The sequence below is a fragment of the Burkholderia sp. CpTa8-5 genome, from assembly GCF_017815045.1.
In the GTDB taxonomy this organism is placed as follows: Bacteria; Pseudomonadota; Gammaproteobacteria; order Burkholderiales; family Burkholderiaceae; genus Burkholderia; species Burkholderia sola.
The window spans coordinates 1-26,755 of the sequence record NZ_JAGIQD010000008.1 but is presented as its reverse complement, the minus strand read 5'-3'; the positions used below and the strand labels follow the sequence as shown (position 1 = coordinate 26,755).

The window sequence follows — 26,755 nt, the reverse complement described above, 5'->3', positions numbered from 1 at the left end:
TTGAGCCGGGCGGCATCCAGCCGCCGCGCTAGCGGTCAGATCAGCAGCGTGAGCGTGTGAAACAGCGCGAGATCCTCCTTGCGCGCCGAGCGCGCATGCTGGCGGATCACGTGCAACAGGCAGTCGATGAAGCAACGCGCCGCGTCGCCGAGCGTGCTGCTGCGCCGCGTGACGATGCCGAGTTCGCTCGGCTCGAAGGTCTCCTTCAGCGGCAGCACGCGCATCCGCTCGCCGAATGGCGGCACCGCGGCGAGGATCGTCGGGCACCACGTGCACATGCCGGCCTGCTCGAGCATCGTCTGCAACATCGCGACCGACTGTGCGCGCACGATGCGCCGTTCGTCGATCCGCGCGCCGTGCCGCGTGAACAGGTAGTCGATCAGCGCGGCCTGGCCGTCGGCCGACGAATTCAGCACCCAGTCGCAATCGAGCAAATCGTGCACCGACGTCGCGCGCTCGCGCGGATGCCCGGCGCGCACCATCACCGACGTGTCGTAGCGCAGCAGCGGCTCGAACGCGAATTCGCGCGCGCCGCTGCCGGGCTGCACGTGGCCGAGCGCGAAATCCATGCTGCCGTCGCGCAGCAGCGGCTGCGCGACGGCCATCAGCGCTTCATAGAGTTCGAGGCGCACGTCGGGCATCCGCTCGCGAAACTGCAGCACGGTCTCCGCGAGGAACGTCATCGTCAGCCACGGCGTGACGCCGACACTCAGCCGCCCCTCGACGCGCCCGCGCATCCGTTCGAGATCGCTCTGCGCATGCTCGAGCTGCTTGAGCACGAGCTTCGCGTGCGTGAGCAGCGTCTTCCCGTAGTCGGTGAAGCCGATGCCTTCCGGGGCGCGAACCAGCAGCGGCAGGCGCTCGCTGGCCTCCAGCTCGCGCAGCGCGCGCGTGACGGCCGCCTGCGACAGCCCGAGCGTGCGCGCCGCGCCACGGATGCTCCCGGCTTCCGCGCTCGCGACGAGCGCCTGCAACTGATGCAGCTTGATCGTGCTCATGGTGCGGGATGGTGTGAGAGGGGATGAATGCCGACAACGAAAGGTTGTCATCATAACGAAACTGCGGCTGTTCGCCGGTTTTTTCGCTGCCTACGATTTCGCCACGATCCGCCATTCCGGCGATCGGAAACCGGCACGTATCGAGGAGTATCGAGGGTGGATCGAGCACGAATTTCGCCTGAAATGGCGGCTATCGAGGCGGAGATGATCGCGCTGCGCCGCCGGCTGCACGCGCATCCGGAGCTGGGGTTCGAGGAACACGCGACGAGCGCGCTCGTCGCCGACTGCCTGACAACATGGGGTTATCAGGTGACGCGCGGCGTCGGCGGCACCGGCGTGGTCGGCACGCTCGCGCGGGGCGCCGGGAAGCGCCTGGGGCTGCGCGCCGACATGGATGCGTTGCCGATCCGCGAGACGACCGGGCTGCCGCATGCAAGCCTGCACGACGGCGTGATGCATGCGTGCGGCCACGACGGCCATACGGCGATGCTGCTCGCAGCGGCTAGGTGCCTGGCCGAGCGCGGGCGCTTCACCGGCACGCTGAACCTGATTTTCCAGCCGGCCGAGGAAGGGCTCGGCGGCGCGAAGCGGATGCTCGACGACGGGCTGTTCACGCGTTTCCCGTGCGATGCCGTGTTCGCGATGCACAACGTGCCGGGCCTGCCGGCTGGCGTGCTCGGCTTCTGCGACGGTCCCGCGATGGCGTCGGCCGACGAGGTGCGCGTGCGCGTGATCGGGCGCGGCGGTCACGGTGCGGCGCCGCACACGACGATCGATCCGGTGGTGGTCTGCGCGTCGATCGTGATGGCGCTGCAGACCATCGTGTCGCGCAACGTGAATCCGCAGGAGCTGGCGATCGTGACGACCGGCTCGATCCACGCGGGCACCGCATCGAACGTGATTCCGCCTCATGCGGATATCGAACTCAGCGTGCGCGCGCTGTCGCCGGACGTGCGCGCGCTGCTCGAACGGCGCATCCGCGCGATCGTGCACGGCCAGGCCGACAGCTACGGCGCAACGGCCGAGATCGACTATCGCTACGGCTATCCGGTGCTGGTCAACCATGCAGCGGAAACGGCATTCGCGCGGGACGTCGCACGTGAATGGGGTGGCGACGACGCGCTGATCCCGCATCTGCGGCCGATCGCGGCGAGCGAGGATTTCGCGTTCATGCTCGACGCGTGTCCGGGCAGCTACCTGTCGATCGGCAACGGCGACGGCGCGGCCGGCTGCGGGCTGCATAACCCCGGCTACGATTTCAACGACGCGTGCCTTGCAATCGGCGCGAGCTACTGGATCGCGCTCGCGGAGCGCTACCTCGCGTGAGCCGGACAGGCGGACACGCGGGACATACGGATTCGATTCACCTTCAACGACGGAAACAAGGAGACAGGCAATGAAACCATGGATGGCCGCGCTCGCAATGGCGCTGACGGCAACGACGATCGCAGGCGCCGCGCACGCGGGCGACTGGACGGGCAAGGAGATTCGCCTCGCGGTCGATCCCACGTACCCGCCGCTCGAATACAAGCAGCCGGACGGCACGCTGACGGGCTTCGGGATCGACATCACCAACGCGTTGTGCGCGGAGCTGCATGCGCGCTGCGTGTGGGTCGAGTCGAGTTTCGACGGGATGATTCCGGGGTTGCTCGCGCGCAAGTTCGACGTGATCGCGTCGTCGATGACGATCACGCCGAAACGCATGCAGCAGATCGCGTTCACGAACCGGATCTCGAATGCGCCGGCGCGGCTGGTCGCGCGCAAGGGTTCGCCGTTGCTGCCGACGGCCGCGTCGCTGAAGGGCAAGCGCGTCGGCGTCGAGCAGGGCTCCGCGCAGGCCGACTATGCGATCGCGAACTGGCAGCCGGCCGGCGTGCAGATCGAGTCGTACCAGAACCAGGACCAGGTGTACGCCGATCTGGTGACGGGGCGGCTCGACGCGGCGTTCCAGGCGTCGATCGCGGCCAGCGACGGCTTCCTGAAGAAGCCGCAGGGCAAGGACTTCATGTTCGTCGGCGCGGCGATCGACGACGCGAAATACTTCGGGCAGGGCGACGGCCTCGGGCTGCGCAAGCAGGACACCGACCTGCGCGACGCATTCAATCGCGCGCTGGCGACGATCCTCGAGAACGGCACGTATCAGCGGATCAACCGCAAGTACTTCGACTTCGACATCTACGGCGCGAAGTAAGCGGCACCGCATCGTAGCGAGCGGGTGGGGATAATCAAATCAATAAGGAAAGCGAATGAACTGGAGATTGTTTTTCGTCGCGATGCCGGCACTCTGTGCTGCGCCGGCGTTCGCGCAAAGCAGCGTCACGCTGTACGGGCTGATCGATGCGGGCATCGACTATACGAACAACGTCGGCGGGCACGGCGCGTGGCAGATGGCGAGCGGCTTCGCGCAGGGCAGCCGCTGGGGGCTGAAGGGCACCGAGGATCTCGGCGGCGGCTACAGTGCGCTGTTCCAGATCGAGAGCGGCTTCAACGTGAACAGCGGCACGCTCGCGCAGGGCGGCCGGATGTTCGGGCGGCAGGCTTACGTCGGGCTCGGCAGCACGCGCTTCGGCACGCTGACGCTCGGCCGGCAATACGACGCGGTCGTGGATTTCCTTGCGCCGACGACCGCGAACGGCAGCTGGGGCGTCTATCCGTTCTCGCATCCGCTCGACAACGACAACACCGGCAATACGTTCCGGGTGAACAACACGGTCAAGTACGCGAGCCCGGATTTTGCCGGCTTCTCGTTCGGCGGCACGTACAGCTTCAGCAACGACACCGGGTTCGCGAACAACCGGCAATGGAGCGTCGGTGCGCAGTACGAGCAGGGCGGCCTGCTCGTCGGCGCCGCGTTCCTGAATGCGGACAACCCGGGCGCGACGGCCGGCGGCGCGATCGCGGGCGCGGGGTCGGTCGGCGCGGATGCGAACTTCGCGTCGGCGAGATTGCGGATTTTCGGCGCGGGCATCAACTACACCGCGGGGCCCGCGACGGTCGGGTTCGCGTATACGAACAGCAACGTCACGCGGCCGACCGCGAACGTCGGCTACCTGTTCGGCGACGAGACAATCGAACCGGTGACAGGGCCGCTCGCGGGCGGCGCGGTCACGGCGATCAAGTACCAGAACTTCGAAGTGAACGGCAGGTATCAGTTCACGCCGGCGTTCTTCGTGGGCGCGCAGTACGTGTACACGACCGTGCGCTACGACGCGACCACGGGCAGCGCGAAACCGAAGATCCATTCGATTGGGCTGATGGCCGACACCAACCTGTCCAAGCGCACCGACGTCTACCTGATGTGCGCGTACCAGCGGATTGCCGGCGACGCGACCGGCTCGTCGCTCGATCAGGCCTATATCCCGGGGGCGGCGGATCTATCGTCGACGTCGAAGCAACTGATGGTGCATGCGGGGATTCGGCACAAGTTCTGAGTGCGTGACGCGGGAAGACCGGCGGCCGGCATCGTGCAGGGCGCGCACTGCGTGCCCGGCGCGTGGGGTCGCCGGTCATTACTGCCCGAAGCGTTGCGTGACGGCATCCTTCAGCCGCGCGGCGGTCAGCTCGCCCATATGCGATTCGACGAGTTCGCCTTTCGGGTTGAAGAACAACGTGGTCGGCAGCCCGCGCGAGCCATACGCGTGCATCGCGTGCAGCGAAGGGTCGAGCAGCACGTGATCGAAGCGCAGGTTCTGCTGTTCGAGGAACGCGCGCACGGCTTGCGCGTTTTCCCCCTGGTTGAGCATCAGGACCGTGATGCCCGGATGGTCGCGCTGCGCCTGTTCGAGGATCGGCATCTCACGGCGGCACGGCGCGCACCACGTCGCCCACAGGTTCACGACGACCGGCTTGCCGACGAAGCCCGCGGGCAATACGGGCGTCGAATCGAGCGCCTGGAGCGGCATCGCTGCAAGCGGCGGCGCGCCGCGCTGCAACGTCGCCAGCGTGCCTTGCGCGATGCCCCACGCACCGAGGCCGGCGACGATGCCGGCCAGCACCGGCCGACGCAGCGCGGGCAGGCGGCGCAGACGCCAGCCGGCGAACACCAGCGCGGCCGCGATGCCGATGCGCGCGTCGAAGCCGCCGTCGCCGAGCGCGACGATCGCGCGCGGCGACGCCGCGTAGTCCGGCCACCATTGCGCGACGTAACCGGCACGCGCGGCAATCAACCCGAGCAGCAGCGCGTCGAGGATCAGGCCTGACGCGGTCTTGTGATGCCCGTCCGGCGGGCGACGCTGGATGACACGCGCGACGAGCCACGCCAGCAGCGCGGCGACGGCGACCGCGACGACGCGGATCGAGAAGGGACCGATGCTCAACATGAAATAGGAAGAATGGACGTGATCGAGCGGGACAGAAGACGGGATGGTCCGCCGCGACGATGAAGCGGTCGACGGTCGTGCGGCGTTTCGACCGGTTGCCGCGCATGGGGGTTCCCTCCGCGAACGTAACGGCGTGTTGCGGATCGCGACAGGCGCGCGGGGCAGCTCAGGACTGCGTGATGTGCACGCCGACGTGCAGCGAATCAGATCGGTCTGGTGTGGTGTCCGCCGGTATCCCGCACAGGGATCTCTCCTTGACGGCCGCTCCGCTGGCGAGCGGCCGCTTTTTTAGCGTCGTGCTTGGCGTGGTGCGTGCGGGTATGAGTATCTTGTGGCGGTCGGTGGGCGCGGCGGCATCCGATGCATATCGGCTGGTTCAGCGGGATGGGAACGCTGCAAGATGCGAGCGCTGGGCATTCACTCGCGTATTGCCTGACACCCGGTTTGCGACCGGCGAGGCTGGTCGTTGGCGGCGGCACAGGGGCTGCCGCCATGGCCCGACGGGCCGCGCATCCACGAGCCGTCGGGCGCCGGGTCTTACAGCTTCTTCGACGCCGTCGATGCCGCGTCGCCTTGCGTTGCCGCGGTCGCCGGATCGAGCGTCGCGATCGTCTTCTCGGTGAATTTCTCGTACAGCCAGTCCATGCGCATGCTGTCGATGCCCGCGATACCGCCGAGCGCATACGACGCCGACACCTTGAAGTGATCGAGCGGATGATTGTCGGCATCGGCGAACGTGACGGTGCCGTCGACGTAATCGCTGCCGGCCATGAAGCCGAACATGACGGCCGAGAAACTCGAGCGCACGCGAATGCCGGTGACTTCGACATCCAGGTGCATCGCATCGGTTGCATCCGCTTTGGCCAGCAGCTTGCGTGCGTCCAGTGCCTGTTCGATTTTTTCCTGCAGTTTCTTCGCATCGAACTTCAGGTTGTCTTTCAACGCTTCCTGCGCGGCGTTGTCGAGCGTGACCTTCACGATCACGGGTTTCTTGCCGAATTGGGGCGTCGATGCGGTCACGGTGGCCCCTGCCGGATCGCGGGCGTCGCGCGTCACGCTGCTGGCGCAGCCCGACAGGAAGCCGATCGTCACGAATGCCAGTGCGGCATGGCGGATAAGAGATTTCATGATTTGGTCTTTGATTGAGTTTATTTGAATGGGCCTTGTGGCCGAGCGGGAATTTAGCACGGCGCGATCCGATTCAAATCGCCGAATAGCGGGGGAAATCGATTCGGTATTGGGGCGGCGCGGCGGGTTTGCACCGAGGAAGCGCCGAGATAATGTGCGGCGAGTGATGAGCGGCGTTGGAGATTTGCTACTGCTTTCGCGATGACATCGCTTCGCGGGCGATTACTGGCCGTTGCCCGCCCGTGCTTCACCGAGCCGATACGCGGTAAAGAACTCGTACCACGGCGACCCTTGCTCGACCGGCACGCCGAGTGCCGTCGTGCGCTGTTTCAGCGCGCCGAATACATCGTTGATGAGTGCGTTCAGCGCGTTATCGCGGAATGGAACCGGTTGCGTTCGCCCCGCGGCGAACGCGCCGTACGCAATCGCCAGCAGACGATCGCGGTCATCTGTGCCCGCGATCGTCGCGTCGATCGTTTCGACGAAGCGCGGCCGGTCCTCTTCGCGCGCTGCGGACAGGCACAGGAACACGATCGCCGACAGTTCGTGCAGGTCCTTCCCGCGCAGCAGCGTGGGCAGTCGCGCAACGATCGGGCCCACTGGTTCCTCACGCAGCGCGTCGTCGAAGTCGAGCACGGCGGCCATCGGGTTCATGTCTGTTTTCAGGCGATCGAGCGCAGGCGGGGCCGACGACGCGCCGTCCGGCCCCGCAGCGGGCGGAGACCGCAACGCATCGGCCACGTGCTGTGTCCATTCCGGAAAAATCATCCGCACGTTGCCGAACTGCTCGCCGCCTTCCGCGGCCGGATTCCACCGATAGACGATCGTGCCGCCGCGAATGAACGGCGAATACAGATGCTCGGGCGTATGCGGCAGCGGCCGCCGGTTGATGGGCAGCCACGCGAGCGTGAGCCAGTCGTAGCGGCCCGTCGCGGGGACGGCAGCGCTCGAACTCGCGACGACCTGCCACGTGCCGCGATTCGCATAGCGGCGGCGCGCGTCGGGTACCGGGACGGTCCGGCCTTTGGCGGTGTCGAAATACGTCTTGCCCGTGACGTTCGCGCCGCTGTCAGCGGCCGGCGTGATGGTCGAGATGACCCACGACGCGCCGTCCGCCGACCGGTAGTCGGACGGCTTCAGCGTTGCTACGTCGTGCACCATGCGCGCTTCCGCCGCGACGGGGCTTGGCGGGGCATCGGCGGGCGCGGCGAAGATACTCGGCATGGCTTTCCTCGGAATCGGGGCGCGCATCGTCGAGCGGGGCGATGTGCGGCGGCACGGATGACGGTGTCGTAACTGTAGAACGTCGTGACCGGAAACGGAAACTGGCCGAATGGGGTAATCGGTGCACGCCGTTCGCCGCTTCGCTTACGATGCGCATCCTGAGCCAACGACGCATATCGAGCGGGAGGGCGGGCGCATGACCGATACGAAAGCCATTGCCGAACACTGGGCGCGGGTTGCCGGCCAATGGATCGGCTGGGCCGGCAAGCCGGAGATTGGCTGTGGCGAAGGTCGCGTGCGCGACGCGGCCAGCGCAAGCCCGTTATGAGCGTGAGCAGGTCCCAGGCAGTGGGCGCGCGTGCCGCTGTTTCTGTGGATCAAGGCGCGGCCGCTGGGATGAGTGGGGCCGGGGCCGGGTCCGGGAATTGAATCGGACGGACGTCAGGGTTTCTTGTCGTGATTAAGGGCCGAACTCCTCGCGAATCACTTGAAAAAGAAATCCTTCGGGCAGATTCTGCCGGAAGAAGGGATGCAGGTCGCGCGGCCAAATCCAGGCATCTTCGCGAACGGGCATGGTCAAACTGGCAAAGTCGGCATCGAGTGCGTCTGCGGTGTAGCGCAATGCATAGTCGTCCGCCTGGCGATAGAGATGCGCAACGAGTTTGCCTTTGACGTACACATGAAGCCGCATGGTCACGCGTCTCCCATCGTGCGCTGTTCGGCCAGCACGTCATCGAGGGTGCGCCCATGCCCGCGCTTCACCACGCGCAGGTCATAGCCAGCAGCCTCCAGCAGCCGAACGAGCGCAGATACGCTCATGTCGCCTCGCGCGAGTGTCTCCATCCGTGCGAGCGTCGTGCGTGCGACACCGGCGTGCTCGGCCAGCTCTTTCTGAGAAAGTCCGGCTGAATGGCGAACCTCTTTCAACATCGCTCCAACATCGGCCAAGGTTGTCATTTGTAGCCCCCGGGCGTCAAAAGTCCTCACATTGACTGATATTGTAGCCCTTGTGCTACAAATTTGCATGTAAAATTGGTGTCCGCAGGGCTACAAAATTGAACCGACAGGATGATTTTGTATCCCTGTGGCTACTGTGGCCGTTCTGCGGCGGCAGCCATTGGCGGTGGTCCTGTTCCCGGACCGCGCGTACGGTCAGGCCCCGTTCATGTCGCGGGCCTTTTCAGGACGGGGCGCGGTCAGAACTGGTCCCGGGTTTTTCCGGCCGCCCATGCGATGCGCAGCGCCTGCACGACGCGGCCGCGAAGGCCACGATCCTGCCGTTCATCGACGGCTTGCGGGACCGGTTTCGCACGACGGTCGGCGAGCGCGGACTGAAACTGCCGGTGGCGAGCGTCAGCGTATCGCGCGCCCGCGCGATGTACGGTTCGACAGACAAGGTCGTGCTGCTCGGCCACGCGCGCGTGCTGGCCTGATGCCGATGCCTTCGCGGCTTACCCGCGCATCGGCGGATTCAACCGCGCGAACGCCGCCTGCCGGCGATACGGAAAATACGGATACGGCGCTTCCACCGCGCTCGCCGCATCGAGCTTCGCGACTTGCGCATCGGTCAGCGCCCAGCCGACCGCCCCGAGGTTCTGCCGCAACTGTTCCTCGTTGCGCGCGCCGACGATCACCGACGACACCGTCGGCCGCTGCAGCAGCCAGTTCAGCGCGATCTGCGGCACCGTCTTGCCGGTTTCTTCCGCGATCGCGTCGAGCACATCGACCACGTCGTACAGGCGTTCGTCGTCGACCGGCGGCCCGTAGCTGGCCGTTTCATGCAGGCGGCTGCCTTCGGGCAGCGGCGCATTGCGCCGGATCTTGCCGGTGAGCCGGCCCCAGCCGAGCGGGCTCCACACCAGCGCGCCGAGGCCCTGGTCGGCGCCGAGCGGCATCAGGTCCCACTCGTAGTCGCGGCCGACGAGCGAGTAGTACACCTGGTTCGCCACGTAGCGCGTCCAGCCGTGCCGGTCGGCCTCCGCGAGCGACTTCATGATCTGCCAGCCGGCGAAGTTCGACACGCCGATATAGCGCAGCTTGCCCGCGCGCACGAGATCGTCCAGTGTCGACATCACTTCCTCGACCGGCGTGCCGGCGTCGAACGCGTGCAGTTGCAGCAGGTCGATGTAGTCGGTGTCGAGGCGGCGCAGCGCGTCGTCGACGGCGCGCACGAGCCGTGCGCGCGACGTGCCCGCGTCGTTCGGGCCGTCGCCGGTCGGCAGGCCCGTCTTGGTCGAGATCAGCACTTGGTCGCGGCGCCCCTTGAGCGCGGTGCCGAGCACGCGCTCGGACGCGCCGTCGGAATACACGTCGGCCGTGTCGAACAGGTTGACGCCGGCTTCAATGCAGATGTCGATCAGGCGGCGTGCTTCGTCGACCCCGGTATTGCCCCAGGCACTGAACAGCGGGCCGGTGCCGCCGAACGTGCCGGCGCCGAAGCTCAGGACAGGGACCTTGAGGCCGGAGCGGCCGAGCGTACGATATTCCATGAGCGTTTCTCTCGTCGTGTGAGCGCGGCGCGGCCGCGCGTCGATCGTCAGGCGACCAATGTACCGTTTGCGGCTTTCCCGGATAATCCAGAAGACGACGAAAATATCCTTCGGAAAGAGCGAACAATGCTGCTCGACAACCTCGCGCTGTTCCTGCGCATCGTGGAGAAGGGCGGGCTGGCCGCGGCGGGCCGCGAAGTCGGCCTGTCGCCGGCCACGGTGTCCGAGCGGCTGACGGCGCTCGAGCGCCACTACGGCGCGGCGCTGCTCACGCGCACGACGCGCGCGATCAGCCTGACCGACGAGGGGCGCACGCTGGCGGAGGGTGCGCGACGCCTGCTGGCCGAGGCCGATGAACTCGAAAGCCGTGTGCGGCTGGGCGTGCAGACGCTGTCGGGGCCCGTGCGGCTGAGTGCGCCGGCCGATCTCGGGCGCGAGTGCGTCGTGCCGGTCCTCGACGCGTTCCTGGCCGAGCATCCGGGCGTGACGGTCGACCTGCATCTCGGCGACGGGTATGTCGACCTCGTCGGGCAGGGGCTCGATTTCGCGATCCGTCGCGGCACGCTGGCAGACAGTTCGTTGCGCAGCCGTTCGCTCGGCCGTGCGCGGCGTGTGGTGTGCGCGGCGCCCGCGTATCTCGCCGCACGTGGCACGCCGATGCACCCGGACGAACTTGCCGCGCACGACTGCATCGTGATGCGCTTCGGCCAGGAGCTGTATGCCGAATGGCCGTTCAGTATCGACGGCGCATTGAAGCGCGTGGTGGTGCGCGGCCGGCGCGTCGCCAACGACGGGGCGCTCGTGCGCGCGTGGTGCGTCGCGGGGCACGGCGTCGCGCTGAAATCGCTGGTCGACGTCGAACGGGACCTGGCGTCGGGCGCGCTCGTCGAGGTGCTCGGCGCGTTCTCGCCCGGCGACGTGGATCTGCAGATCGTCTATCCGGGGAGTGCGGCGCAGCCGCGGCGTGTGCGCGCGTTGATCGACAGGCTGGCGGAGGCGCTCGCGTAACAGCACGTTGCCCGCGCGGCCGGCGAGACGTTGCGACGGCGATCTCGCCGCGATCGCATCGAATGCGCGACGGTGCGTGCGGGCGCGCGGCATCGCAGGCTGAAACCGCTGTTCAAGCCCATTGCACACATTTCGTCATTTAGCTAATATTCAAAACGTCAAACGAAGCCGAACCCCATGGACGACGTGATCCGCATCAGCGCCTTGGCCAACGAAAGCCGTCTCGCCGTGCTGCGCTGGCTCAAGCAGCCGCGCAAGCATTTCCCGCCGCAGCCGCACGGCGACTTCGACGAACTCGGCGTGTGCTGCACGTACATCACCGAGAAGCTCGGCATCGCGCCGGCCACGACGACGCGGCACATGCGCATCCTCGCGGACGCCGGGCTCGTGCAGGCGACCCGCGTCGGCAAGTTCACGTACTACAAGCGGATCGACGGCGCGCTGCAGCAGCTCGGCCGCGATCTCTCGCAACTCTGACCCTGACCGAGGCAACCGACATGGACGAACTCGCCCTGCTGGCCGACGCCGATCGGCGCGCGCACGCGTATCTGGCTGCAACGAACGAACGGCGCGCGTTTCCCGATGCGGCCGCGCTGGCCGGCCTCGCGGCGTTCGACGAAGCGCTGCCCGATACGGGACGCCCGGCCGACGACGTGCTGCGCCTGCTCGACGAGCACGGCACGCCCGCAACGGTCGCATCGAACGGCCCGAACTATTTCGGCTTCGTGATCGGCGCGACGCTGCCGGCCGCGGCGGCGGCCGAGCGGCTGATGCTCGCGTGGGACCAATGCGCGTCGTCGTACGCGAATTCGCCGGTGGCCGCAACGCTCGAGCGCCAGGCCGCGCGCTGGGTCGTCGAGGCGCTCGGATTGCCCGAAGGCAGCGCGGTCGGTTTCGGCACGAGCGCGACGGCCTGCACGCTCGTCGCGCTGGTGGCCGCGCGGCGCGCGCTGCTCGCGCGCAAGGGCTGGGAGATCGACGAGGACGGCCTGATCGGCGCGCCCGAGGTGAAAGTCGTGATCTCCGCGCTCGCGCACATCACGGTGAAGAAGGCGCTGCGCGTGCTCGGCTTCGGAATGAAGCGCATCGTCGTCGCGCCGGTCGATGCGCACGGCCGGATCGACCCGGCGCAGTTGCCGCCGCTCGACGACATGACGATCTTCTGCGTGCAGGCCGGCGAAGTGAACACCGGCGAATTCGATCCGTTCGCGGCATTGATTCCGCCCGCGAAGGCGGCCGGCGCGTGGGTGCACGTGGACGGCGCGTTCGGCCTGTGGGCGCGGGCGTCGTCGAAGCGCGCGCTGACGGACGGCGTCGACGGCGCGGACAGCTGGACGACCGACGGTCACAAATGGCTCAACACGCCGTACGACGGCGCGATGGTGATCTGCCGCGACGCGGCCGCGCTCGCCACCGCGATGAACAGCGACGCCGTATATTTGAGCGGCGCGCAGGATGCGCAGAAGAACCTGAACCTCGAATTCTCGCGACGCGCGCGCGGCATTCCCGTGTGGGCCGCGCTGCGCTCGCTCGGCCGCGCCGGCGTCGCGACGATGGTCGAGCGGCATTGCGCGCAGGCGGCGCGGGTCGCGGACGGCCTGCGGGCGGCCGGCTACGACGTGCTGAACCGCGTCGTGCTGAACCAGGTGCTCGTGCGCGCCGGCACCGACGAGGAAACGGCGGCGATCCTCGAAGCCGCGCAGGCGTCGGGCGACGTGTGGTTCGGCGCGACCGTGTGGCAGGGGCGGCCGGCGTTCCGGATCAGCGTGTCGTCGTGGCGCACCGAGGATGCGCACATCGATCGCCTCGTCGCATTGCTGACGAAGCTGCGCGGCGTGCACGTGGGGTGAGCGTCACGCGTCATTCGCCGCCTGAATGGTTGCGTGCGCAACGTTCTGGCATTCGATGAAGTGCAGCGCAGCCGGTGGGGTTCGCGGCACGTCTGCAAGCGTGAAAATATCGGACAATAGCCATTCCGCGCGGGCCGCGCCGGCACCGCGTCCAACCGAAGCATTCACGCTTGCGAGCTCCCCATGTCGACTCCCTGTCCCCGGGAATTGCTGAAGGCCGCCGATATCGCGAAGATGGAACCCACGCGCGCGGTGCATTCGCTCAATCCCAATGCCGTGCGTCTCAAGCGGCAACTCAGCGACCTGACCGGCCTGACGCAATTCGGCGTTCACCTGCTCACGCTGATGCCCGGTCACGAATCGGCCGAATATCACCGTCACCTGTACGAAGAAGAATTCGTGTACGTGCTGTCCGGCGCGGGCTCGGTGACGATCGGCGAGCGCACGAATGAAATCGGGCCCGGCGATTTCATCGGCTTTCCGCGCGGCGGCGAAGCGCATACGGTGCAGAACACCGGCGAGGCGCCGCTCGAATTGCTCGTCGGCGGGCAGCGGCTCGAACACGACGTGTGCGAATACCCGCGAATCGGCAAGCGGCTTTATATCGCGGGCGAGCTCGAGGAGTATGTCGAGCTGCCGAAACGGCCATGACGGTCGATTGCACGTCATTACCGGAGCAGGCCGTTCGGCCAATGAGGATGAATTCGCTTCCCGCGGCCCCGTCGCGCTTATGATGCGGGAACGCCACTGACAGGGTCCCACGCCATGGACGCGCCGCTGCCGCCGATCTCTGCCCCGATTGCCGAAACCGACACCGAAACCGCTCCAGAAGCCGAAGCCGCCGGCGAGCCGCGCGCGTCGCGCGTGCACCGGCCGGTCGCGCTCGTCACCGGCTCGACGTCGGGGATCGGGGCGGCCGTCGCGCGTCGGCTGGCGGCCGACGGCTACGCGGTGATCCTGCATTCGCGCCGCTCGGCCGACGCCGGCCGCGCGATGGCGCGCGAACTCGGCGGCGCGTACGTGCAAGCCGATCTCGCCGACGATGCCGAACGCGTGCGGCTGATCCGCGACGCGCTCGCGGTGCACGGCCGGCTCGACGTGCTCGTGAACAATGCGGGCGTCAGCCGCGTGATTCCGCATGACGACCTCTCAGCGGCCACGCCCGACGTGTGGCGCGAGATGCATGAAATCAACGTGATCGCGCCGTTCCGGCTGGTCGCCGAAGCGGAAGCCGCGCTGCGCGAGTCGGCGTCGCGCGGGCGGGCCGGGTGCGTCGTGAACGTCAGCTCGCATGCGGGCATGCGGCCGAAGGGCGCGTCGATTCCGTATGCGGCCGCGAAGGCCGCGCTCAATCACACGACGCGGCTGCTCGCGCGCACGCTGGCTCCCGCGATTCGCGTCAATGCGGTCGCGCCGGGGCTCGTCGATACGCCGCTGACCGCCGACTGGACGGAAGCGCAGCAGCTCTGGCGCGAACGCGCGCCGATGCGCCGCGCGGCGACGCCGGACGATATCGCGCAGACGGTCGCGATGCTCGTCGCGTCCGATTACGTGACGGGCGAGATCGTGATGCTCGACGGCGGCTTGAATCTGACGTGATGCACTGAGGCGGTGGACCCGTATGGCGCGCGTGGCAGCCGGGTCATTCGAAGGCGCTTGCGATCAGCCGAGGTTCGACCGCAGCCGCGCGAGCGCCTGATCGTGCGTGCGCTCGAACTTGAGCGGCGTGACCGAGATATATCCTTCGCCGAGCGCAACCGTTTCCGAATCCGCATCGTCGTCGCGCGGTGCGCGCGCGAGCTTCAGCCAGTGATAGTCGATTTCGCGCGGATCGCGTCCCGACACGATCTCTACACCCTGCAGCGTGCCGGCGCCCTGGTTCGTCACCTTCAGGCCGCGCACGTCGTCGGCGGGCCGCGGCGGGAAATTCACGTTGAGGCACGCGTCGCTGTCCCAGCCGGCGGCGACGAGCCGGCGGATCACGTCCGGCGCATGCGCGAGCGCGGTGCCCCACGGCACCGCGTTGCGATCGGTGAAGGCCTGGCTCAGCGCGATGGCCGGCACGCCCACGAGCATGCTCGTCATCGCCGCGCCGACCGTACCGGAAAACACCGTTTCGGTGCCGAGGTTCGCGCCGCGATTCACGCCGGACAGTACGACGTCGGGCCGGGCGCCCTTCATCAGGTGGCTGACCGCGATCGCGACGCAATCGCCGGGCGTGCCGCGCACCGCGAAGCGCCGCTCGCCCTTGCGATGCACGCGCAACGGTTCATGCAGGCTCAGCGAATGCGATGTGCCGCTCTGGTCCTCGGCTGGAGCCACGATCCACACTTCGCGCGCGAGTTGCGTGGCGACCTGTTCGAGTATGTCGAGGCCGGGAGCGTCGAATCCGTCGTCGTTGGTGAGCAGGACACGGTCGAACAGCGGGCGGGTTGCTTGCATCGGGGCGATCCTCGTGAAGGGCAATGACAGGGGAGGTGCGGTGTGGCGCAAGCCACAAGGCTAGCATTCCGGCGCGAGGATCGTCGTGTCGTGGAAGGTGCGTGCCGGTGCGGCAGTCCGGACCCGCTCAGCCGAGCAGGTAGCGCAGCAGGCCGGCCGACGCGACGCCGACGATGACCGTCGGCAGGATCGACAGGCGTGTCGCCGCGACGAGCGTGATCGCGAGCGCGAGCAGGTCGGCCGGGCGCGTCGACACGAACGCCGGCGCGATCACCGAGATCAGCACGCAGCCGGGCACGTTCTCCATCACCGACGCCATCCGCGGGCTCAGCGTGCGGTTGCGCAGCAGCACGTAGCCGAGAATGCGCGACAGGTAGGTGGTCGACGCCATCAGCACGATCGTCGCGACGGTGCCGAAATCCGGAAGCTCAGGCATCGCGTGGCTCCCACAGCAGCGCGGCGATCAGCCCCGCGCAGGCGCCGGCCGCGACATACCACGCACCGGGCAGCGCGAGATGGGTGCCCGCCGCGACGACGAGGCTCACGAACCACGGACGGCTCGCGCGCACCCCTTTCCACATCCCGCGCAGCAGCACCAGAAACACGGCCGTGAACGCCATGTCGAAGCCGTACTGTTCGACGTCGCCGATGGTCGGGCCGACCGCCGCGCCGAGCGTCGTCATCGAGATCCACGTCAGGTAGAGCCCCACGCAGATGCCCGCGTAATAGGGCACGCTGATGTGCGTGGCCGAGCGTTCGCGCGCGTCGGCGAGCGACATCGCCCAGCTCTCGTCGCACATGAAGAACAGCGCGACGAACGCGCGGCGGCGCGGCAGGCGCCGGAGGTAGGGCGCGAATGCGGCGCCCATCAGGATGTGGCGCGAATTCACGAGGAACGACATCGCGACGATCAGCGCGATGTGCGGCGGCGACGTCCACAGATGGATCGCCGCGAATTCGGAGCCGCCGCCGAAGTTCAGGCCCGTCATCATCGGCACTTCGAACAGGCTCAGCCCTTTTTGCGCAGCCTGCGCGCCGAGCACCAGCGCGAACGGCACGAAACCCAGCATGACGGGCAGCGCCGCGCGCAAACCGCGACCCATCTCGGCGACATAGGCGGGCTTGTCGCGAAGCCCGGACGACGTTGAAACGCTACTGCTCATTACTCCTCCTTCGGGGGAGGAATTGTCTGCTTTTTTGACTCGAATCGGGTTGCGTTATCGCCATATTTTTCTCAGAATTTGGCATTGAACGCGTAATACGCGAATTTTTTGAAATCGGATGCCACATGAAACTTGACGCGATCGACCGCCGGATCCTGAGCGCGCTGCAGCGCGACGGCCGCATGCAGAACGTGGAGCTCGCGCAGGAGGTCGGGCTGTCGCCGTCGCCGTGTCTGCGGCGCGTGCGGTTGCTCGAGGAAGCCGGCGTGATCGAGAAATACGTGGCCGTGCTGAACCCGGCGAAGGTCGGCAAGGGGCTGACGATCTTCACGCGCGTATGGCTGAAGGGGCAGGACGCGGAATCGGTGAACCGTTTCGCCGAGGCCGTCCAGCAGATGCCGGAAGTCGTCGAATGCCACCTGATGGCCGGCGACTGCGATTTCCTGCTGCGCGTCGTCGCGGCCGACATCGACGATTACCGGCGCTTCCAGATGGAATACCTGACGCGTATTCCCGGCGTGCTGAGCGTGAAGACCGACATTCCGATGCAGAAGGTCAAGCTCACGTCGGCGCTACCAACCTGAAGCGGGGCGGGGCGTGCGGCGATGCGTCGACGAGCGGTCATGGCACGGTGACAATCGCCCGATAAACTGACGGGGTGAGTCGCATCGCACGGATTGCCGGTGCGGTCGCACGCCGGTCGATGTGCAAGCAACTAACGGTCAATGCCGACGCGATCGGCCGAACGGCGCTGCATAGCGCGCCAGGTCGTGCGTCGCCGCGAATGCGTTTCTTCCTGTCGAGCCCTACATGCAGCCATTCAATACGCCGTGGAATTCGCTGGAAATCGTCAAGCTCGTGCTCGGCGTGCTGACGCCGTTGTCGGTCGCCTGTCTCGGCTGGCTCGTCGCGCGCCGGCTGAAGCGGCTCGAACTCGTGCAGTGGACCAATCAGCGGCTGATCGAAAAGCGGCTCGCGCTGTACGACACGGTCGCGCCGCAGCTCAATGCGCTGCTGTGCTTCTACACGTGGATCGGCTACTGGAAGGACATCTCGCCGGACGACGTGATCCGCGCGAAGCGCGACCTCGACCGCACGTTCCACATCTACCGCTACCTGTTCGACGACGACGTGTACGACGCGTATCACACGTTCATTCATGCGCTGTTCGAGATGCATACGGGGCCGGGCCGCGACGCGCGGATTCGCTCGCTGATCCAGGCGCCCGACGGCGACCGCAGCGTGCACGGCTCGTATGCCTGGAAGCCGGTGTGGTCCGAGCGTTTCGCGACCGCGAGCGTCGTGCCGAAGGACGACGTGCTGCGGCACTACACGCGATTGATGGAGCGGCTGCGCGTCGCGCTGGGGGCGACGCGCTGACGGCTTCCACGCTTCGGCGCCTTGCGCCTCGTGCCGGTATCGAAATCCGCCACCCGGCGGCGCGGATTCGCACCCTCGCGCATGAACCGGATGCGGTGCGCGGCAACGCCTGCCATGCTCGCTCCATGTTCACTTGCGCGAGGCTCGTATGGTCGTCGACACCGGCCGCCAGCCGTCTCTGGTCCGCTCGCCCGGCGCACGCCGCGGGCGCCGCTTTTCCTTCGGTTCGCCCGAATCGCATGCGATGCCGTTGCCGGTCGAACCGGAAATCGGCGACATCGTCTTCATCCGCGTCACCGTGCGGCCGTTTCTCGAAGTGGCGAGCGCGACGCGCTCATGGACGAATCACGTTGGAATCGTCGTCGGCGAGCGCGGCGGCGAGGCGCTGATCGCGGAGAGCACGTTTCCGCTATCGCGCGTCACGACGATGTCGCGGTTTGTCGCGCGGTCCGACTGCGGCGCATGCGTGGTCGCGCGGCTGACGCAGCCGCTCGATGCCGCGCAGCGACGGCGGCTCGTCGACGCGGCGAGGCGCAGGATCGGCGTGGTGTACGACACGGGTTTCAACCTCGCGTCGCGCCGGCAGTTCTGTTCGCGTTTCGTGCGCGAGATCGTGCGCGATGCCACGCGGATCGTGCTCGGCGACGTCGAGACCTTCGACATGCTGCTGCGCCGGAATCCCGGTCATCCGCTCGGCCTCTGGAGGATCTGGTACTTCGGCCGGATTCCGTGGCGTCGCCGCACGGTGACGCCGGCGAGCTTGTTCGAGAGCGACAAGTTGCGTGTCGTGGCGGATACGCGCGAGTGCAAGGCGGATGGGTGAACAAGGGGCCGGGTACTACGCATTCGCGACGGGGTTAGTTGCGCCCCACCACCGCGAGCCGCGCCGCGAGACCCACGAATACCGACCCGAGCAGATACTGCGGCACCTTCGACGGCCGGCGGCGTGCGCCGATCCGCTGGCTCAGCCGGCTCGCGGAAAGAATCACCGCGCCGTTCACGACGATCCCGATCAGGTTCAGCACCGTCGCGAGCACGAGAATCTGCACGGCGATCGAACCCTGTTCGGGCCGCACGAACTGCGGGAACAGCGCGAGCACGAACAACGCCATCTTCGGGTTCAGCAGGTTCGTCGTCAGCCCTTGGCGAAAGATCGTCGCGGTCGAGCGCTGACGTTGCGACGCGACGGGCGACAGCGCAGTCGCATCCGAACGGAATGTCTTCCACGCGAGATACAGCAGATACGCGGCGCCTGCGAAACGTACCGCGTCGTACGCGAGCGGCACCGCGACGAAGAGCTGCGACAGACCGAGCGCGGCCGCGAGCGCGTGACAGTAGGTGCCGGCCTGGATGCCCGCGAGCGTCGCGAAGCCGGCGCGCCGCCCCTGGCTCACGCTGCGGGACGCGATCAGCAGCATGTCGGGGCCGGGTGTAACGGTCAGCGCGAGACACGCGCCGGAGAACAGCGCGAGCGTGGAAAAGTCGATCATGGCATTCCCTTTTGCTGGTGCGGCGTAAAAGGGAACCCAGTTTAGGAGGGCGTGCGAGGCCGGTCAATCGAGCGAACGGACGATGGCCGGACGGCACGGATCGCGTGGCGCATGCATCGCGCATGCGCGGCCCGCACCCCTCTCACTGTTTGCGACAGGCCACCTGATAGTCGATCACGGTATTCGCGGATGGCCGGTCCGGCTCGCCGCCTACCGTCGTCACGCCGAGCACGCCGGCCGCGTTCCGGTAGCGCAGCGCGCAATACCCCATCCCGGTGCCTGAACACGCTTCGGCTTCGACGATGCCGTGCTTCGCGAGCGTCGCTGCGCCGTCCATCGCGTCCGGTTTCTCGCGCGGACGCAGCGGCTGCCAGCCATGCGCGATCAGTATCTTGCGTGCCGCGTCGAGCGGCTTGCCATACACGTTCGGCACGACCGCGTGGCCGTTGCAGTGTGTGCTTTCGGCGGCGACGCGGGTCAGCCGCAGTTCGCCGTTGTGTTCGTGCAGCTCGCCGACGGGCGGCGCCGGGCCGTCGCCGCCCCAGATCAGCAGCGCGCCGCTTTCCAGCCGATCGGCCGAGCCGAGCTGCCAGTTGGCCTTGCGTGCGGTGTAGCCGAGCGCGACGAGCGTCGTGCCGTCGAATACGCCGATATTGCCGTTGCGCGCGAAGCAGATCGCGCTCGTGCCGGCGCTGAATCCGCTCGCGAACGTGACGACCGTGTATCGTCCGAGCGGTGCCTCGGACGTCACGATCCAGTCGCGCTGCGCGACCTCGCGGCCGGCCGCCGTGGTCGTTTTCGCGCGATATTGCGTGCAGAACGGATCGAGCGAACCGTTTTCAGGCGAGCGCGGCAGCGTGCCGAATGGCACGAGCGACGCCCCGGCGATATCGGAGCCCGTGCGCAGCGGCTCGGCCGATGCCGTGCCACCGAACGTGACACTGGCCAATACCGCGATCGAAACGATCGAAGCAAGATGGCGGATGAGCGGTGACGCAATGGAAAGAAACACCCAGACTGTCCCCGGGGAAAGTGGAACGGGCGCGGCAATCGCGCTTTTTCGCCCGTATGTCACGGTCGCGCGCACCGCCCGGCGGCACGCCCACGTGCCGCCGCCGACTCTCAGCCGTTCGCGACGACGTCGATGCGCAGCGCATCGCCGCCCGCGACGATCGCCAGCAGACGATCGACGTTCGGGTGCGCGCCCGGACGATTACGTGCGTCGGCCGTATGTTCGGCGAACACCGCGAGGCCGTGTTCGGCCGCCTTCGCGTCGAGCGTGCCGAACGCCTGCTTCAGATAGTGGTACACCGCGAGCGAGCCCTGCTTGCCCGGCTGGTTCTCGATGGTCGCGACCACGTCGCCGTTCGCGCCGACGAGATCGATGCGCGCGATGCCGTCGATGGCCGGCAGTTGCGCGAGGTTGTCCTTGAATACTTGAGTCGGTTGAATCACTGAAAACACTCCGTCGGTTCGGTCATCGGCCAAGGTGCGTGGCCGGCCGTATCTTATCCGATCGGCTTGGTCGCGCCGCCGCCGCGGCACGCGTCGTACAGCGCGCCCGGCATCGCGACGCCGAATACCGCGTCGATCATCCGCGTCACGTTCGCCGGCGATGCCGCCGTGCCGACGCGTGCGGCGTCATGACCGCCCGGTACCGGTCAGCACACCCGCCTCGCGCGCGCGCTCGATGTCGGGGCTGCGATACGCGTGCTCGGGAATGTCGGCGAGCCGCGACGGATGCATCTGGCGCGGCGCCAGCCCGTAGAACTTCTGGAAGCTCATGATCAGCGGCGACCACTTGTCCGGATCGATGCGGTCCGGATGACCGTCCATCAGCAGGTCGGGGTGCGCGTGCACGCGCTGGATGCGCATCTCGAACACGCGAATGCGGCCGCGCAGGTCGGGCATGTCGTCGCCGATCCCGTATGTGGCCGCGACGACCGCCTCCATATGCACCGGGCATTCGAGCGCGCGCGGCGGCGCGACCGTTTGCGACGCGGCCTCGGTGAACCCGGCCGTGCCGAACTTGTCGGGTTCGAATACGTAGCCTTTCGCGCGCTTGCCGTCGGGCACCGGATACGTGCCGGTCGTGCGCGCGATCCGGTCCACCGCGTCCGCCTGCGCCGACGACGGCAGGTTCAGCACGCATTCGCCGGTGCGCAGCAGGTTGCGGGTGGTCTGCGAACTGGCGGCGATGCCGATCACGCCGCGCCAGCCGAGCCAGAACGCGGACGAGATCGGCGCGAGATTGGCCGTGCCGTTTTCGTTCAGCGTGCTGACCAGCACGACGGGCGTGCCGAAGTAGAGGATGTTCGGTTCGGTGACGCAATGCGGCGCATTCATGGTCGAGTCCTTCGTTGACGGGATCGGTTCTCATGCTGAACCCGTCGCGGCGACGCGACGCTCCGAATCTTGTCGTGTCATTCCGAACGGTGCGCAAAAAGGCGCCGGCGCCGCGCCGGACCGAGCCGGCAATGCGCGGGCTTTTCCGCTACAGTAAGAAATCGAAGGCCGCGCCCGCTTTGCATCACGCGGGCGCGCGCAGTCACGTTCCGCCAACGCACACGAGGGCCTGATGGACACCGAGCAACGCTACACCGCCAACGCGCCGACCCGCGCGGAAGTCGACGCACTGGGCGGCGCAACCGTCATCGAATTCGGCGCGAACTGGTGCGGGATCTGCGCAGGCGCGCAGCCCGCGATCACGGCGTCGTTCTCCGCGCATCCTGCCGTGCGGCACCTGAAGATCGAGGACGGCCCCGGCCGTCCGCTCGGTCGCTCGTTCGGGGTGAAGCTGTGGCCGACGCTGGTATTCCTGCGCGATGGGGTCGAAGTCGCGCGCGTCGTGCGCCCCGCCGACGCGAAGCAGATCGAAGCCGACGGCTTCTCGGCGCTGACCTGAGGTCACGACGATGCAACAGGCCATCACGCACGTCGGCGTCGATACGCGCGGCAGCGGCCTCGTCGAAGTCACGCAGCAGGTGCGTGCGTTCGTCGACCAGCAGGCGATCCGCACCGGCCTGCTCACCGTGTTCTGCCGCCATACGTCGGCGTCGTTGCTGATCCAGGAGAACGCGGATCCGTCGGTGCAGCGCGATATCGAACGCTATTTCGCGACGCTCGCGCCCGAGGACGACACGCGCTACGAGCACGACACCGAAGGCGCCGACGACATGCCCGCGCATCTGCGCACCGCGCTCACACAGGTGCAGCTGTCGATTCCGGTCGAGCACGGGCGCATGGTGCTCGGCACGTGGCAGGGAATCTATCTGTTCGAGCATCGTCGCGCGGCGCACCGGCGCGACATCGTGCTGCATCTGATCGGCGAGTAGGCAAAGCCGGCGAGCGGGCTAGCGGACGGAAACGCAAGCGGACGGAAACGCGTAACGCCGCGCCCGCGCGCGGCTCAGGCGAGCAGCTTCTCGACGAGCGCGCCGAGTTCGCGCAGGTGAACCGGCTTCGGCAGGAACGCGTCGAACGCCCGCTTGTTCTCGCGCAGCGCCGCCGATTCATACGCGCTGACGCCGAGAATCGCCGGATGCCGGCCGTCGTCGTCGGGCTCCGCCACCGCGCGAATGCGCCGCGCCACGTCGAATCCGCTCAGGTCCGGCAGTTCGAGATCGAGCACGACGAGGTCGTAGCGGCCCGTACCGAAGCGTGCGACGCCTTCCTGCCCGGTGCCGCACAGATCGGCCTCGACGCCGAGCGCCGACAGCATCGCGCCAAGCGTCTCGCGCGCGTTGTCGTTGTCGTCGACCACCAGCGCGCGCCGGTCGCGGTGCGGCAGCACGGGCGGCAGCGCGGGCACGTCGCCGGTCGCGGTGCCGGCCGTATCGACGCCGGGCACTTCGACCGGCAGCGTCACGACGAACTCGCTGCCTTCGCCGACCGCGCTGCGCACGTCCACATGCCCGCGCAGCGTCGTCACGATTTCGCGCACGACCGCGAGCCCCATGCCGATCCCGTCCACGTGCAGCCCGACCGCGTCGTTCGCGCGATAGAACGGCTCGAAGATCTTCGACAGATGCTGCTTCGCGATGCCGGCGCCGGTATCGCGCACGGCGATCTTCACCTGCTGGCCGGCCGGCGCATCGGCGAGCGTGATCGCCACCGTGATCGAGCCGCCGGCCGTGTACTTGACCGAGTTCTCGATCAGGTTCGACAGCACCTGCCGCAGCAGCTTGCGATCGGAGCGGATCGCGAGGCCGGGCGGCTGGACGCGCTGCGTGACCGTGATCCGTTTCGTCGCGATCCTCTCGCGCAGCGGTTCGAGCGCCTCGGCAAGCAGCGGCGCGATGCCGACGGTATCCAGTTCGGCGACGCGTTTCGTCGAGCGCAGCTTGATGTAGTCGGTGAGGTCCTTGACGAGCGCTTCCAGCGACAGCGCGGAATTCTGCAGCCGCCGGATCGTCTTCAGGTTCGCGTCGGACTGCGGGCGTGCGAGCAGGATCTCGATCGATCCGCAAATCGCCTGCAGCGGCGTACGCAGTTCGTGGCTGACCATCCCGAGGAACGCGTTCTTGGCCTCGATCATCTCGAACGCGCGGTCGGACGCCTTGCGTTCCGCATCGAGCGCCGCGTTCTGCCGTTCGAGCAGGTCGTCGCGCGTGCGCATCGTATAGAACAGCAGCAGGAACAGCGCGCACAGGATCACACCGAGCACGATGCCGAGGATCAGGATCGCGCGCTGCTTGTCCTTCAATTGATGGAACGTGAAATCGCGCTGCGCCATTTCGATCGCGCGGAAGTAGTTCGCGAGGCCGTTGACCTTCGGCCAGTACGCATTGACTTCGTCGATCACCTGCCGCGCCTGCTTCGGCGAATCGCGCAGCAGCGGCACCTCGCGCTTCAGGCGCGTCATGAATTCGCCGAGCGCGTCGATCTCGTTGCGCGCGCGCGGGATGCGCAGCCAGTATTGGGACACTTCGGACGGCCGCTGCAGGAACCCGAACGACACCGACAGGCTGTCGAGCTGCATCTGCACGTGATCGAAATCGTCGTCCTCGCGCGTCGCGTAGAGAATCAGCTGCCGGTCGAAGCGCGTATAGACGTTGCGGTATTGCGCGGCGGTCCAGAACACGCCTTCACGCGGCCCCTCGAGCACGCCCTCGTTGACCGAGGTGGCAAGGAGATCCCACAGCAGGAACGCCCACGCGGCGAACCCCATGATCCACAGCGAGCCGAGGATCAGGATGATCTTTCTATTTTTCCATCGCCGCCGCGTCATGTCACTTCACGGTCAGACCGATGATCTGCCACGCGAACTTCGCTTCGCCGAGCGGCGTCTTCAGCTCGTCGGGATACTGGTCGCGCGGATACATGATCCACAGCGGGCCGTAGTTGTCGTTGCCGAGCACCTTGCCGTTCATCGTCCGCGCGAGGATCACGCCGTACCTGGCCGCATCGGACACGGGAATCGTGAACGTGTATTCGTCGATGCAGCGGAATTCGATCTGCGTGCCGTGCGCGCCGACCGTCTTCAGCACGTCGGACAGGCGCGGGCCCGTGAAGGCGGCCTTCGGCGTCCAGCTCGTCGACGTGACGATCGTATGTTGCGGCAGCGCCATCAGCGCCTGCTCGGAAAAGACGTAGGTCATCTTCCCCTGCTGGTTGCTCTTGCTGATCTTGCCGTCGACGGTGAACGTGAACGACGACGCGGCCCATGTCGCGGCGGCCATCCCGAGCAGGCAGGCCGTCAGCAGGCTTTGGGTCCAGATGGTTGAAACGCGCATGTCTTTTCCTCGGTCTGGTGATGCGTGTAGCGGGTTGTCGCGCCGGTCGCCGTTCCCGGCGCCCGGTTCTCAGTTCGTCGCCGTCGCCGCCGGCAGCGTGAGCTTCAGCTCGCGGGCGACTTCCGCGAACAGGATCGGCAGGCGCACCGGCTTTTCTTCGCAGCGCGCGTTGTAGTGCGACACGATGTGCGCGATCTCGTCCTCGCTCGCTTCGCCGGTCGAGATCTTGCCGGTCAGCAGGAAGATCGGCGCGCCGCTGTTCTCGCTCGAGCGGATGCCGCGCACGAGTTCGGCGGCCGTCTGGTCGCCGAGCATCCAGTCGAGGATGTAGCCGTCGAAATCCTCGACTTCCAGCGCCTTGCGGAAGCTCGCGCCGTCGAAGTACGGAATCGCGTTCACGCCTTTCTCGATGAAATATTCACAGACCGTTTCGGCGACGTCGTGCGAATCGTCGACCACGGCGATCCGAGCCGCATACACGTTCGGCTGCGCGGAGCGCAGCTCGATCACGTCGACCGGATACGTGCGGCCCTCGCGTGCGTGCTGGCGTTCGGTGACGATCCATTCGCCCTGCCACTGCAGCGCGACGAAGTCCGTTTCGATCTGGCTGGTGGCCTTCGTCGAGATTGCCGCGCGGCAGCGCAAGCGCTTCGATTCGATCACGAACGTCGCGTCGATCATCTCGGCCGCGGCCGGCTGCGTGCCCTTGTCGTCGAGCAGGATCGCGGGCGGCACGCCGAAGTGCGTCGCGATGTCCTGCAACTGCGACAGGTTCCACGGGATCAGGCCCTTCATCTTGCGCGTGACGACCGAGAAGCTCAGGCCGAGCACGTTCGCGATCGTCGTGTTGTGACTTCGCGGCGGAATGCCGTTCCGGTTCAGGAGATCGCGCACCTTGTTGGCGGTGATGAGATCGACGTTGGCCTGCTCGGTGGTGGACATCTCGATGGGGTCTCCAGGGGTTTTGGCGAGGAAGAGCATATCAAAGCTGACGCGTCACGCAAACTTTAAACACGCGAAGGGCCTTGACATGCCATTTTTCTCCATTATTATTGCTCACCACGTCACTATTGTTTGTCGCGTCATGTTTGGAGCGCGATGCCGGCACAGTCGGGGCAGCGAAAAGCGGCGGCAATGAAACAGTGACGGAACGATTCGAAGAGAGCCTGAGAGAGCCTAGGGATGCGTGTCGGCGTTGGCGGATGGAATTGTATCCGCTGCGCCGCGCGCAAACCGGGTACGAGCTCGCGGGGTGGAATAGCTCGAAGCATTGCGGCGCCGATAAAACTTGAGGAAAGTACCCATGTATCGCCGTTTACTCGCACCGGGGCTGCTGTTGCTGCTGGCCGCGTGCGCGCAGGATCCGTCGGTTACCGCCGGCACGGTACGGATCTGCGACGACACAGGTTGTTCCTATCGCCCTAAAGATCAGGTCTCCTATCAAAAAAGGGACGATGCGGAAGACCGGGACGATCCACGCATCGCCGCGCTCAAGCAAACCGCGAAGACCCAGCCGAAGGCCGCCTACG

Annotated in this window: 32 protein-coding genes and 2 pseudogenes; 16 read left to right on the top strand and 18 right to left on the bottom strand. The window is 67.0% G+C overall.

What is annotated here, in order from left to right; translation table 11 throughout:
- Positions 1-35: 35 nt before the first annotated feature.
- Complete coding sequence (locus J8I35_RS14550; protein WP_050017905.1) at positions 36-998, bottom strand: LysR substrate-binding domain-containing protein; 963 nt, start codon at positions 996-998, stop codon at positions 36-38.
- Between the two features lie 156 nt (positions 999-1,154).
- Between J8I35_RS14550 and J8I35_RS14545 the strand changes: the two genes are divergently transcribed.
- From J8I35_RS14545 to J8I35_RS14535, 3 genes are all read left to right on the top strand, one after another.
- A complete protein-coding gene (locus J8I35_RS14545; RefSeq protein ID WP_050017904.1) occupies positions 1,155-2,324 on the top strand; it encodes a M20 aminoacylase family protein in 1,170 nt (389 codons plus the stop codon).
- A 70-nt stretch (positions 2,325-2,394) separates the two neighbouring features.
- Positions 2,395-3,189, top strand: a complete 795-nt coding sequence (locus J8I35_RS14540) for an ABC transporter substrate-binding protein (RefSeq protein ID WP_209925852.1) — start codon at positions 2,395-2,397, stop codon at positions 3,187-3,189.
- 55 nt (positions 3,190-3,244) lie between these two features.
- Complete coding sequence (locus tag J8I35_RS14535; protein WP_209925850.1) at positions 3,245-4,429, top strand: porin; 1,185 nt, start codon at positions 3,245-3,247, stop codon at positions 4,427-4,429.
- A 78-nt stretch (positions 4,430-4,507) separates the two neighbouring features.
- Here J8I35_RS14535 and J8I35_RS14530 read toward each other — a convergent pair whose 3' ends face one another.
- From J8I35_RS14530 to J8I35_RS14520, 3 genes are all read right to left on the bottom strand, one after another.
- Positions 4,508-5,317 carry a TlpA disulfide reductase family protein gene (locus J8I35_RS14530; RefSeq protein ID WP_209925848.1) on the bottom strand — a complete coding sequence of 270 codons (810 nt, stop codon included), beginning with the start codon at positions 5,315-5,317 and terminating at the stop codon, positions 4,508-4,510.
- 537 nt (positions 5,318-5,854) lie between these two features.
- Entirely contained in the window at positions 5,855-6,445 is a 591-nt protein-coding gene (locus tag J8I35_RS14525) for a DUF4410 domain-containing protein (RefSeq protein WP_209925847.1), read from the bottom strand.
- Between the two features lie 222 nt (positions 6,446-6,667).
- Positions 6,668-7,669: a hypothetical protein gene (locus J8I35_RS14520; protein WP_209925845.1), complete on the bottom strand. Its 1,002-nt coding sequence runs from the start codon at positions 7,667-7,669 to the stop codon at positions 6,668-6,670.
- A 196-nt stretch (positions 7,670-7,865) separates the two neighbouring features.
- On the opposite strand from J8I35_RS14520, the gene J8I35_RS34850 reads away from it, so the two are divergent.
- Positions 7,866-7,997 carry a hypothetical protein gene (locus J8I35_RS34850; RefSeq protein WP_256975834.1) on the top strand — a complete coding sequence of 44 codons (132 nt, stop codon included), beginning with the start codon at positions 7,866-7,868 and terminating at the stop codon, positions 7,995-7,997.
- Between the two features lie 135 nt (positions 7,998-8,132).
- Here the strand turns inward: J8I35_RS34850 and J8I35_RS14510 are convergent.
- Positions 8,133-8,360, bottom strand: a pseudogene (locus J8I35_RS14510) (HipA N-terminal domain-containing protein); the annotation flags it as partial.
- A gap of 2 nt (positions 8,361-8,362) precedes the next feature.
- Positions 8,363-8,626 carry a helix-turn-helix transcriptional regulator gene (locus J8I35_RS14505; RefSeq protein ID WP_209925843.1) on the bottom strand — a complete coding sequence of 88 codons (264 nt, stop codon included), beginning with the start codon at positions 8,624-8,626 and terminating at the stop codon, positions 8,363-8,365.
- A gap of 98 nt (positions 8,627-8,724) precedes the next feature.
- Between J8I35_RS14505 and J8I35_RS14500 the strand changes: the two genes are divergently transcribed.
- The gene (locus J8I35_RS14500) at positions 8,725-9,102 is read left to right on the top strand and encodes a hypothetical protein (RefSeq protein WP_209925841.1); all 378 of its coding nucleotides are present in this window, start codon (positions 8,725-8,727) and stop codon (positions 9,100-9,102) included.
- Positions 9,103-9,120: 18 nt separating this feature from the next.
- Here J8I35_RS14500 and J8I35_RS14495 read toward each other — a convergent pair whose 3' ends face one another.
- Entirely contained in the window at positions 9,121-10,158 is a 1,038-nt protein-coding gene (locus J8I35_RS14495; protein WP_209925840.1) for an aldo/keto reductase, read from the bottom strand.
- A gap of 126 nt (positions 10,159-10,284) precedes the next feature.
- On the opposite strand from J8I35_RS14495, the gene J8I35_RS14490 reads away from it, so the two are divergent.
- The 3 genes from J8I35_RS14490 (at position 10,285) to J8I35_RS14480 (ending at position 13,016) form a co-directional block, all read left to right on the top strand.
- Positions 10,285-11,166, top strand: coding sequence for a LysR family transcriptional regulator (locus J8I35_RS14490; protein WP_209925839.1), 882 nt, complete (start codon positions 10,285-10,287; stop codon positions 11,164-11,166).
- Positions 11,167-11,343: 177 nt separating this feature from the next.
- Positions 11,344-11,643 (top strand): metalloregulator ArsR/SmtB family transcription factor, encoded by a 300-nt coding sequence (locus J8I35_RS14485; RefSeq protein ID WP_050017894.1) that lies wholly within the window; start codon positions 11,344-11,346, stop codon positions 11,641-11,643.
- 20 nt (positions 11,644-11,663) lie between these two features.
- On the top strand, positions 11,664-13,016 hold the full coding sequence (locus J8I35_RS14480; protein WP_050017893.1) for a pyridoxal-dependent decarboxylase: 1,353 nt from the start codon (positions 11,664-11,666) through the stop codon (positions 13,014-13,016).
- 3 nt (positions 13,017-13,019) lie between these two features.
- Here the strand turns inward: J8I35_RS14480 and J8I35_RS14475 are convergent, their stop codons facing one another.
- A complete protein-coding gene (locus J8I35_RS14475; protein WP_209925838.1) occupies positions 13,020-13,184 on the bottom strand; it encodes a hypothetical protein in 165 nt (54 codons plus the stop codon).
- Positions 13,185-13,199: 15 nt separating this feature from the next.
- Between J8I35_RS14475 and J8I35_RS14470 the strand changes: the two genes are divergently transcribed.
- Together J8I35_RS14470 and J8I35_RS14465 are read left to right on the top strand one after the other, a co-directional pair.
- Entirely contained in the window at positions 13,200-13,667 is a 468-nt protein-coding gene (locus J8I35_RS14470; protein WP_124594904.1) for a cupin domain-containing protein, read from the top strand.
- Between the two features lie 114 nt (positions 13,668-13,781).
- A complete protein-coding gene (locus J8I35_RS14465; protein WP_209925837.1) occupies positions 13,782-14,615 on the top strand; it encodes an SDR family oxidoreductase in 834 nt (277 codons plus the stop codon).
- A 63-nt stretch (positions 14,616-14,678) separates the two neighbouring features.
- On the opposite strand, the gene surE is transcribed toward J8I35_RS14465, so the two are convergent.
- The 3 genes from surE to J8I35_RS14450 form a co-directional block, all read right to left on the bottom strand.
- Positions 14,679-15,458 (bottom strand): 5'/3'-nucleotidase SurE, encoded by a 780-nt coding sequence (gene surE / locus J8I35_RS14460; RefSeq protein ID WP_050017890.1) that lies wholly within the window; start codon positions 15,456-15,458, stop codon positions 14,679-14,681.
- A gap of 127 nt (positions 15,459-15,585) precedes the next feature.
- Positions 15,586-15,894: an AzlD family protein gene (locus tag J8I35_RS14455; RefSeq protein ID WP_050017889.1), complete on the bottom strand. Its 309-nt coding sequence runs from the start codon at positions 15,892-15,894 to the stop codon at positions 15,586-15,588.
- The gene (locus J8I35_RS14450; protein ID WP_209925836.1) at positions 15,887-16,621 is read right to left on the bottom strand and encodes an AzlC family ABC transporter permease; all 735 of its coding nucleotides are present in this window, start codon (positions 16,619-16,621) and stop codon (positions 15,887-15,889) included. Before J8I35_RS14450 ends, J8I35_RS14455 begins: the two co-directional genes overlap by 8 nt.
- Positions 16,622-16,746: 125 nt before the next feature.
- On the opposite strand from J8I35_RS14450, the gene J8I35_RS14445 reads away from it, so the two are divergent.
- The 3 genes from J8I35_RS14445 to J8I35_RS14435 all read left to right on the top strand — a co-directional run bounded on the left by J8I35_RS14445 (position 16,747) and on the right by J8I35_RS14435 (position 18,824).
- A complete protein-coding gene (locus J8I35_RS14445; protein WP_039322714.1) occupies positions 16,747-17,205 on the top strand; it encodes an Lrp/AsnC family transcriptional regulator in 459 nt (152 codons plus the stop codon).
- A gap of 226 nt (positions 17,206-17,431) precedes the next feature.
- Positions 17,432-18,001 (top strand): hypothetical protein, encoded by a 570-nt coding sequence (locus J8I35_RS14440; RefSeq protein WP_050017887.1) that lies wholly within the window; start codon positions 17,432-17,434, stop codon positions 17,999-18,001.
- A gap of 148 nt (positions 18,002-18,149) precedes the next feature.
- The gene (locus tag J8I35_RS14435) at positions 18,150-18,824 is read left to right on the top strand and encodes a YebB family permuted papain-like enzyme (protein WP_124556758.1); all 675 of its coding nucleotides are present in this window, start codon (positions 18,150-18,152) and stop codon (positions 18,822-18,824) included.
- Between the two features lie 34 nt (positions 18,825-18,858).
- Here J8I35_RS14435 and J8I35_RS14430 read toward each other — a convergent pair whose 3' ends face one another.
- The 4 genes from J8I35_RS14430 to J8I35_RS14415 all read right to left on the bottom strand — a co-directional run bounded on the left by J8I35_RS14430 (position 18,859) and on the right by J8I35_RS14415 (position 21,837).
- Positions 18,859-19,491: a LysE family translocator gene (locus J8I35_RS14430; protein WP_209925835.1), complete on the bottom strand. Its 633-nt coding sequence runs from the start codon at positions 19,489-19,491 to the stop codon at positions 18,859-18,861.
- A gap of 142 nt (positions 19,492-19,633) precedes the next feature.
- Complete coding sequence (locus tag J8I35_RS14425; RefSeq protein WP_209925834.1) at positions 19,634-20,503, bottom strand: PASTA domain-containing protein; 870 nt, start codon at positions 20,501-20,503, stop codon at positions 19,634-19,636.
- Positions 20,504-20,613: 110 nt separating this feature from the next.
- The gene (locus tag J8I35_RS14420; protein WP_124594909.1) at positions 20,614-20,946 is read right to left on the bottom strand and encodes a DUF2322 family protein; all 333 of its coding nucleotides are present in this window, start codon (positions 20,944-20,946) and stop codon (positions 20,614-20,616) included.
- 186 nt (positions 20,947-21,132) lie between these two features.
- Positions 21,133-21,837 (bottom strand): flavin reductase family protein, encoded by a 705-nt coding sequence (locus J8I35_RS14415; protein ID WP_124654351.1) that lies wholly within the window; start codon positions 21,835-21,837, stop codon positions 21,133-21,135.
- 232 nt (positions 21,838-22,069) lie between these two features.
- Here J8I35_RS14415 and J8I35_RS14410 point away from each other — a divergent pair, with 232 nt between their 5' ends.
- Positions 22,070-22,396 carry a thioredoxin family protein gene (locus tag J8I35_RS14410; RefSeq protein WP_124556755.1) on the top strand — a complete coding sequence of 109 codons (327 nt, stop codon included), beginning with the start codon at positions 22,070-22,072 and terminating at the stop codon, positions 22,394-22,396.
- A 10-nt stretch (positions 22,397-22,406) separates the two neighbouring features.
- Complete coding sequence (locus J8I35_RS14405; protein ID WP_124556754.1) at positions 22,407-22,826, top strand: secondary thiamine-phosphate synthase enzyme YjbQ; 420 nt, start codon at positions 22,407-22,409, stop codon at positions 22,824-22,826.
- 74 nt (positions 22,827-22,900) lie between these two features.
- Here the strand turns inward: J8I35_RS14405 and atsR are convergent, their stop codons facing one another.
- The 3 genes from atsR to J8I35_RS14390 form a co-directional block, all read right to left on the bottom strand.
- Positions 22,901-24,721, bottom strand: a complete 1,821-nt coding sequence (gene atsR, locus J8I35_RS14400) for a hybrid sensor histidine kinase/response regulator AtsR (RefSeq protein ID WP_209925832.1) — start codon at positions 24,719-24,721, stop codon at positions 22,901-22,903.
- 1 nt (position 24,722) lies between these two features.
- Positions 24,723-25,226 (bottom strand): molybdopterin-dependent oxidoreductase, encoded by a 504-nt coding sequence (locus tag J8I35_RS14395; protein ID WP_209925830.1) that lies wholly within the window; start codon positions 25,224-25,226, stop codon positions 24,723-24,725.
- 69 nt (positions 25,227-25,295) lie between these two features.
- Positions 25,296-26,168 (bottom strand): helix-turn-helix domain-containing protein, encoded by an 873-nt coding sequence (locus tag J8I35_RS14390; protein ID WP_050017877.1) that lies wholly within the window; start codon positions 26,166-26,168, stop codon positions 25,296-25,298.
- Positions 26,169-26,529: 361 nt separating this feature from the next.
- Between J8I35_RS14390 and J8I35_RS14385 the strand changes: the two are divergent.
- Positions 26,530-26,755 (top strand): annotated as a pseudogene (locus tag J8I35_RS14385) (sel1 repeat family protein); the annotation flags it as partial.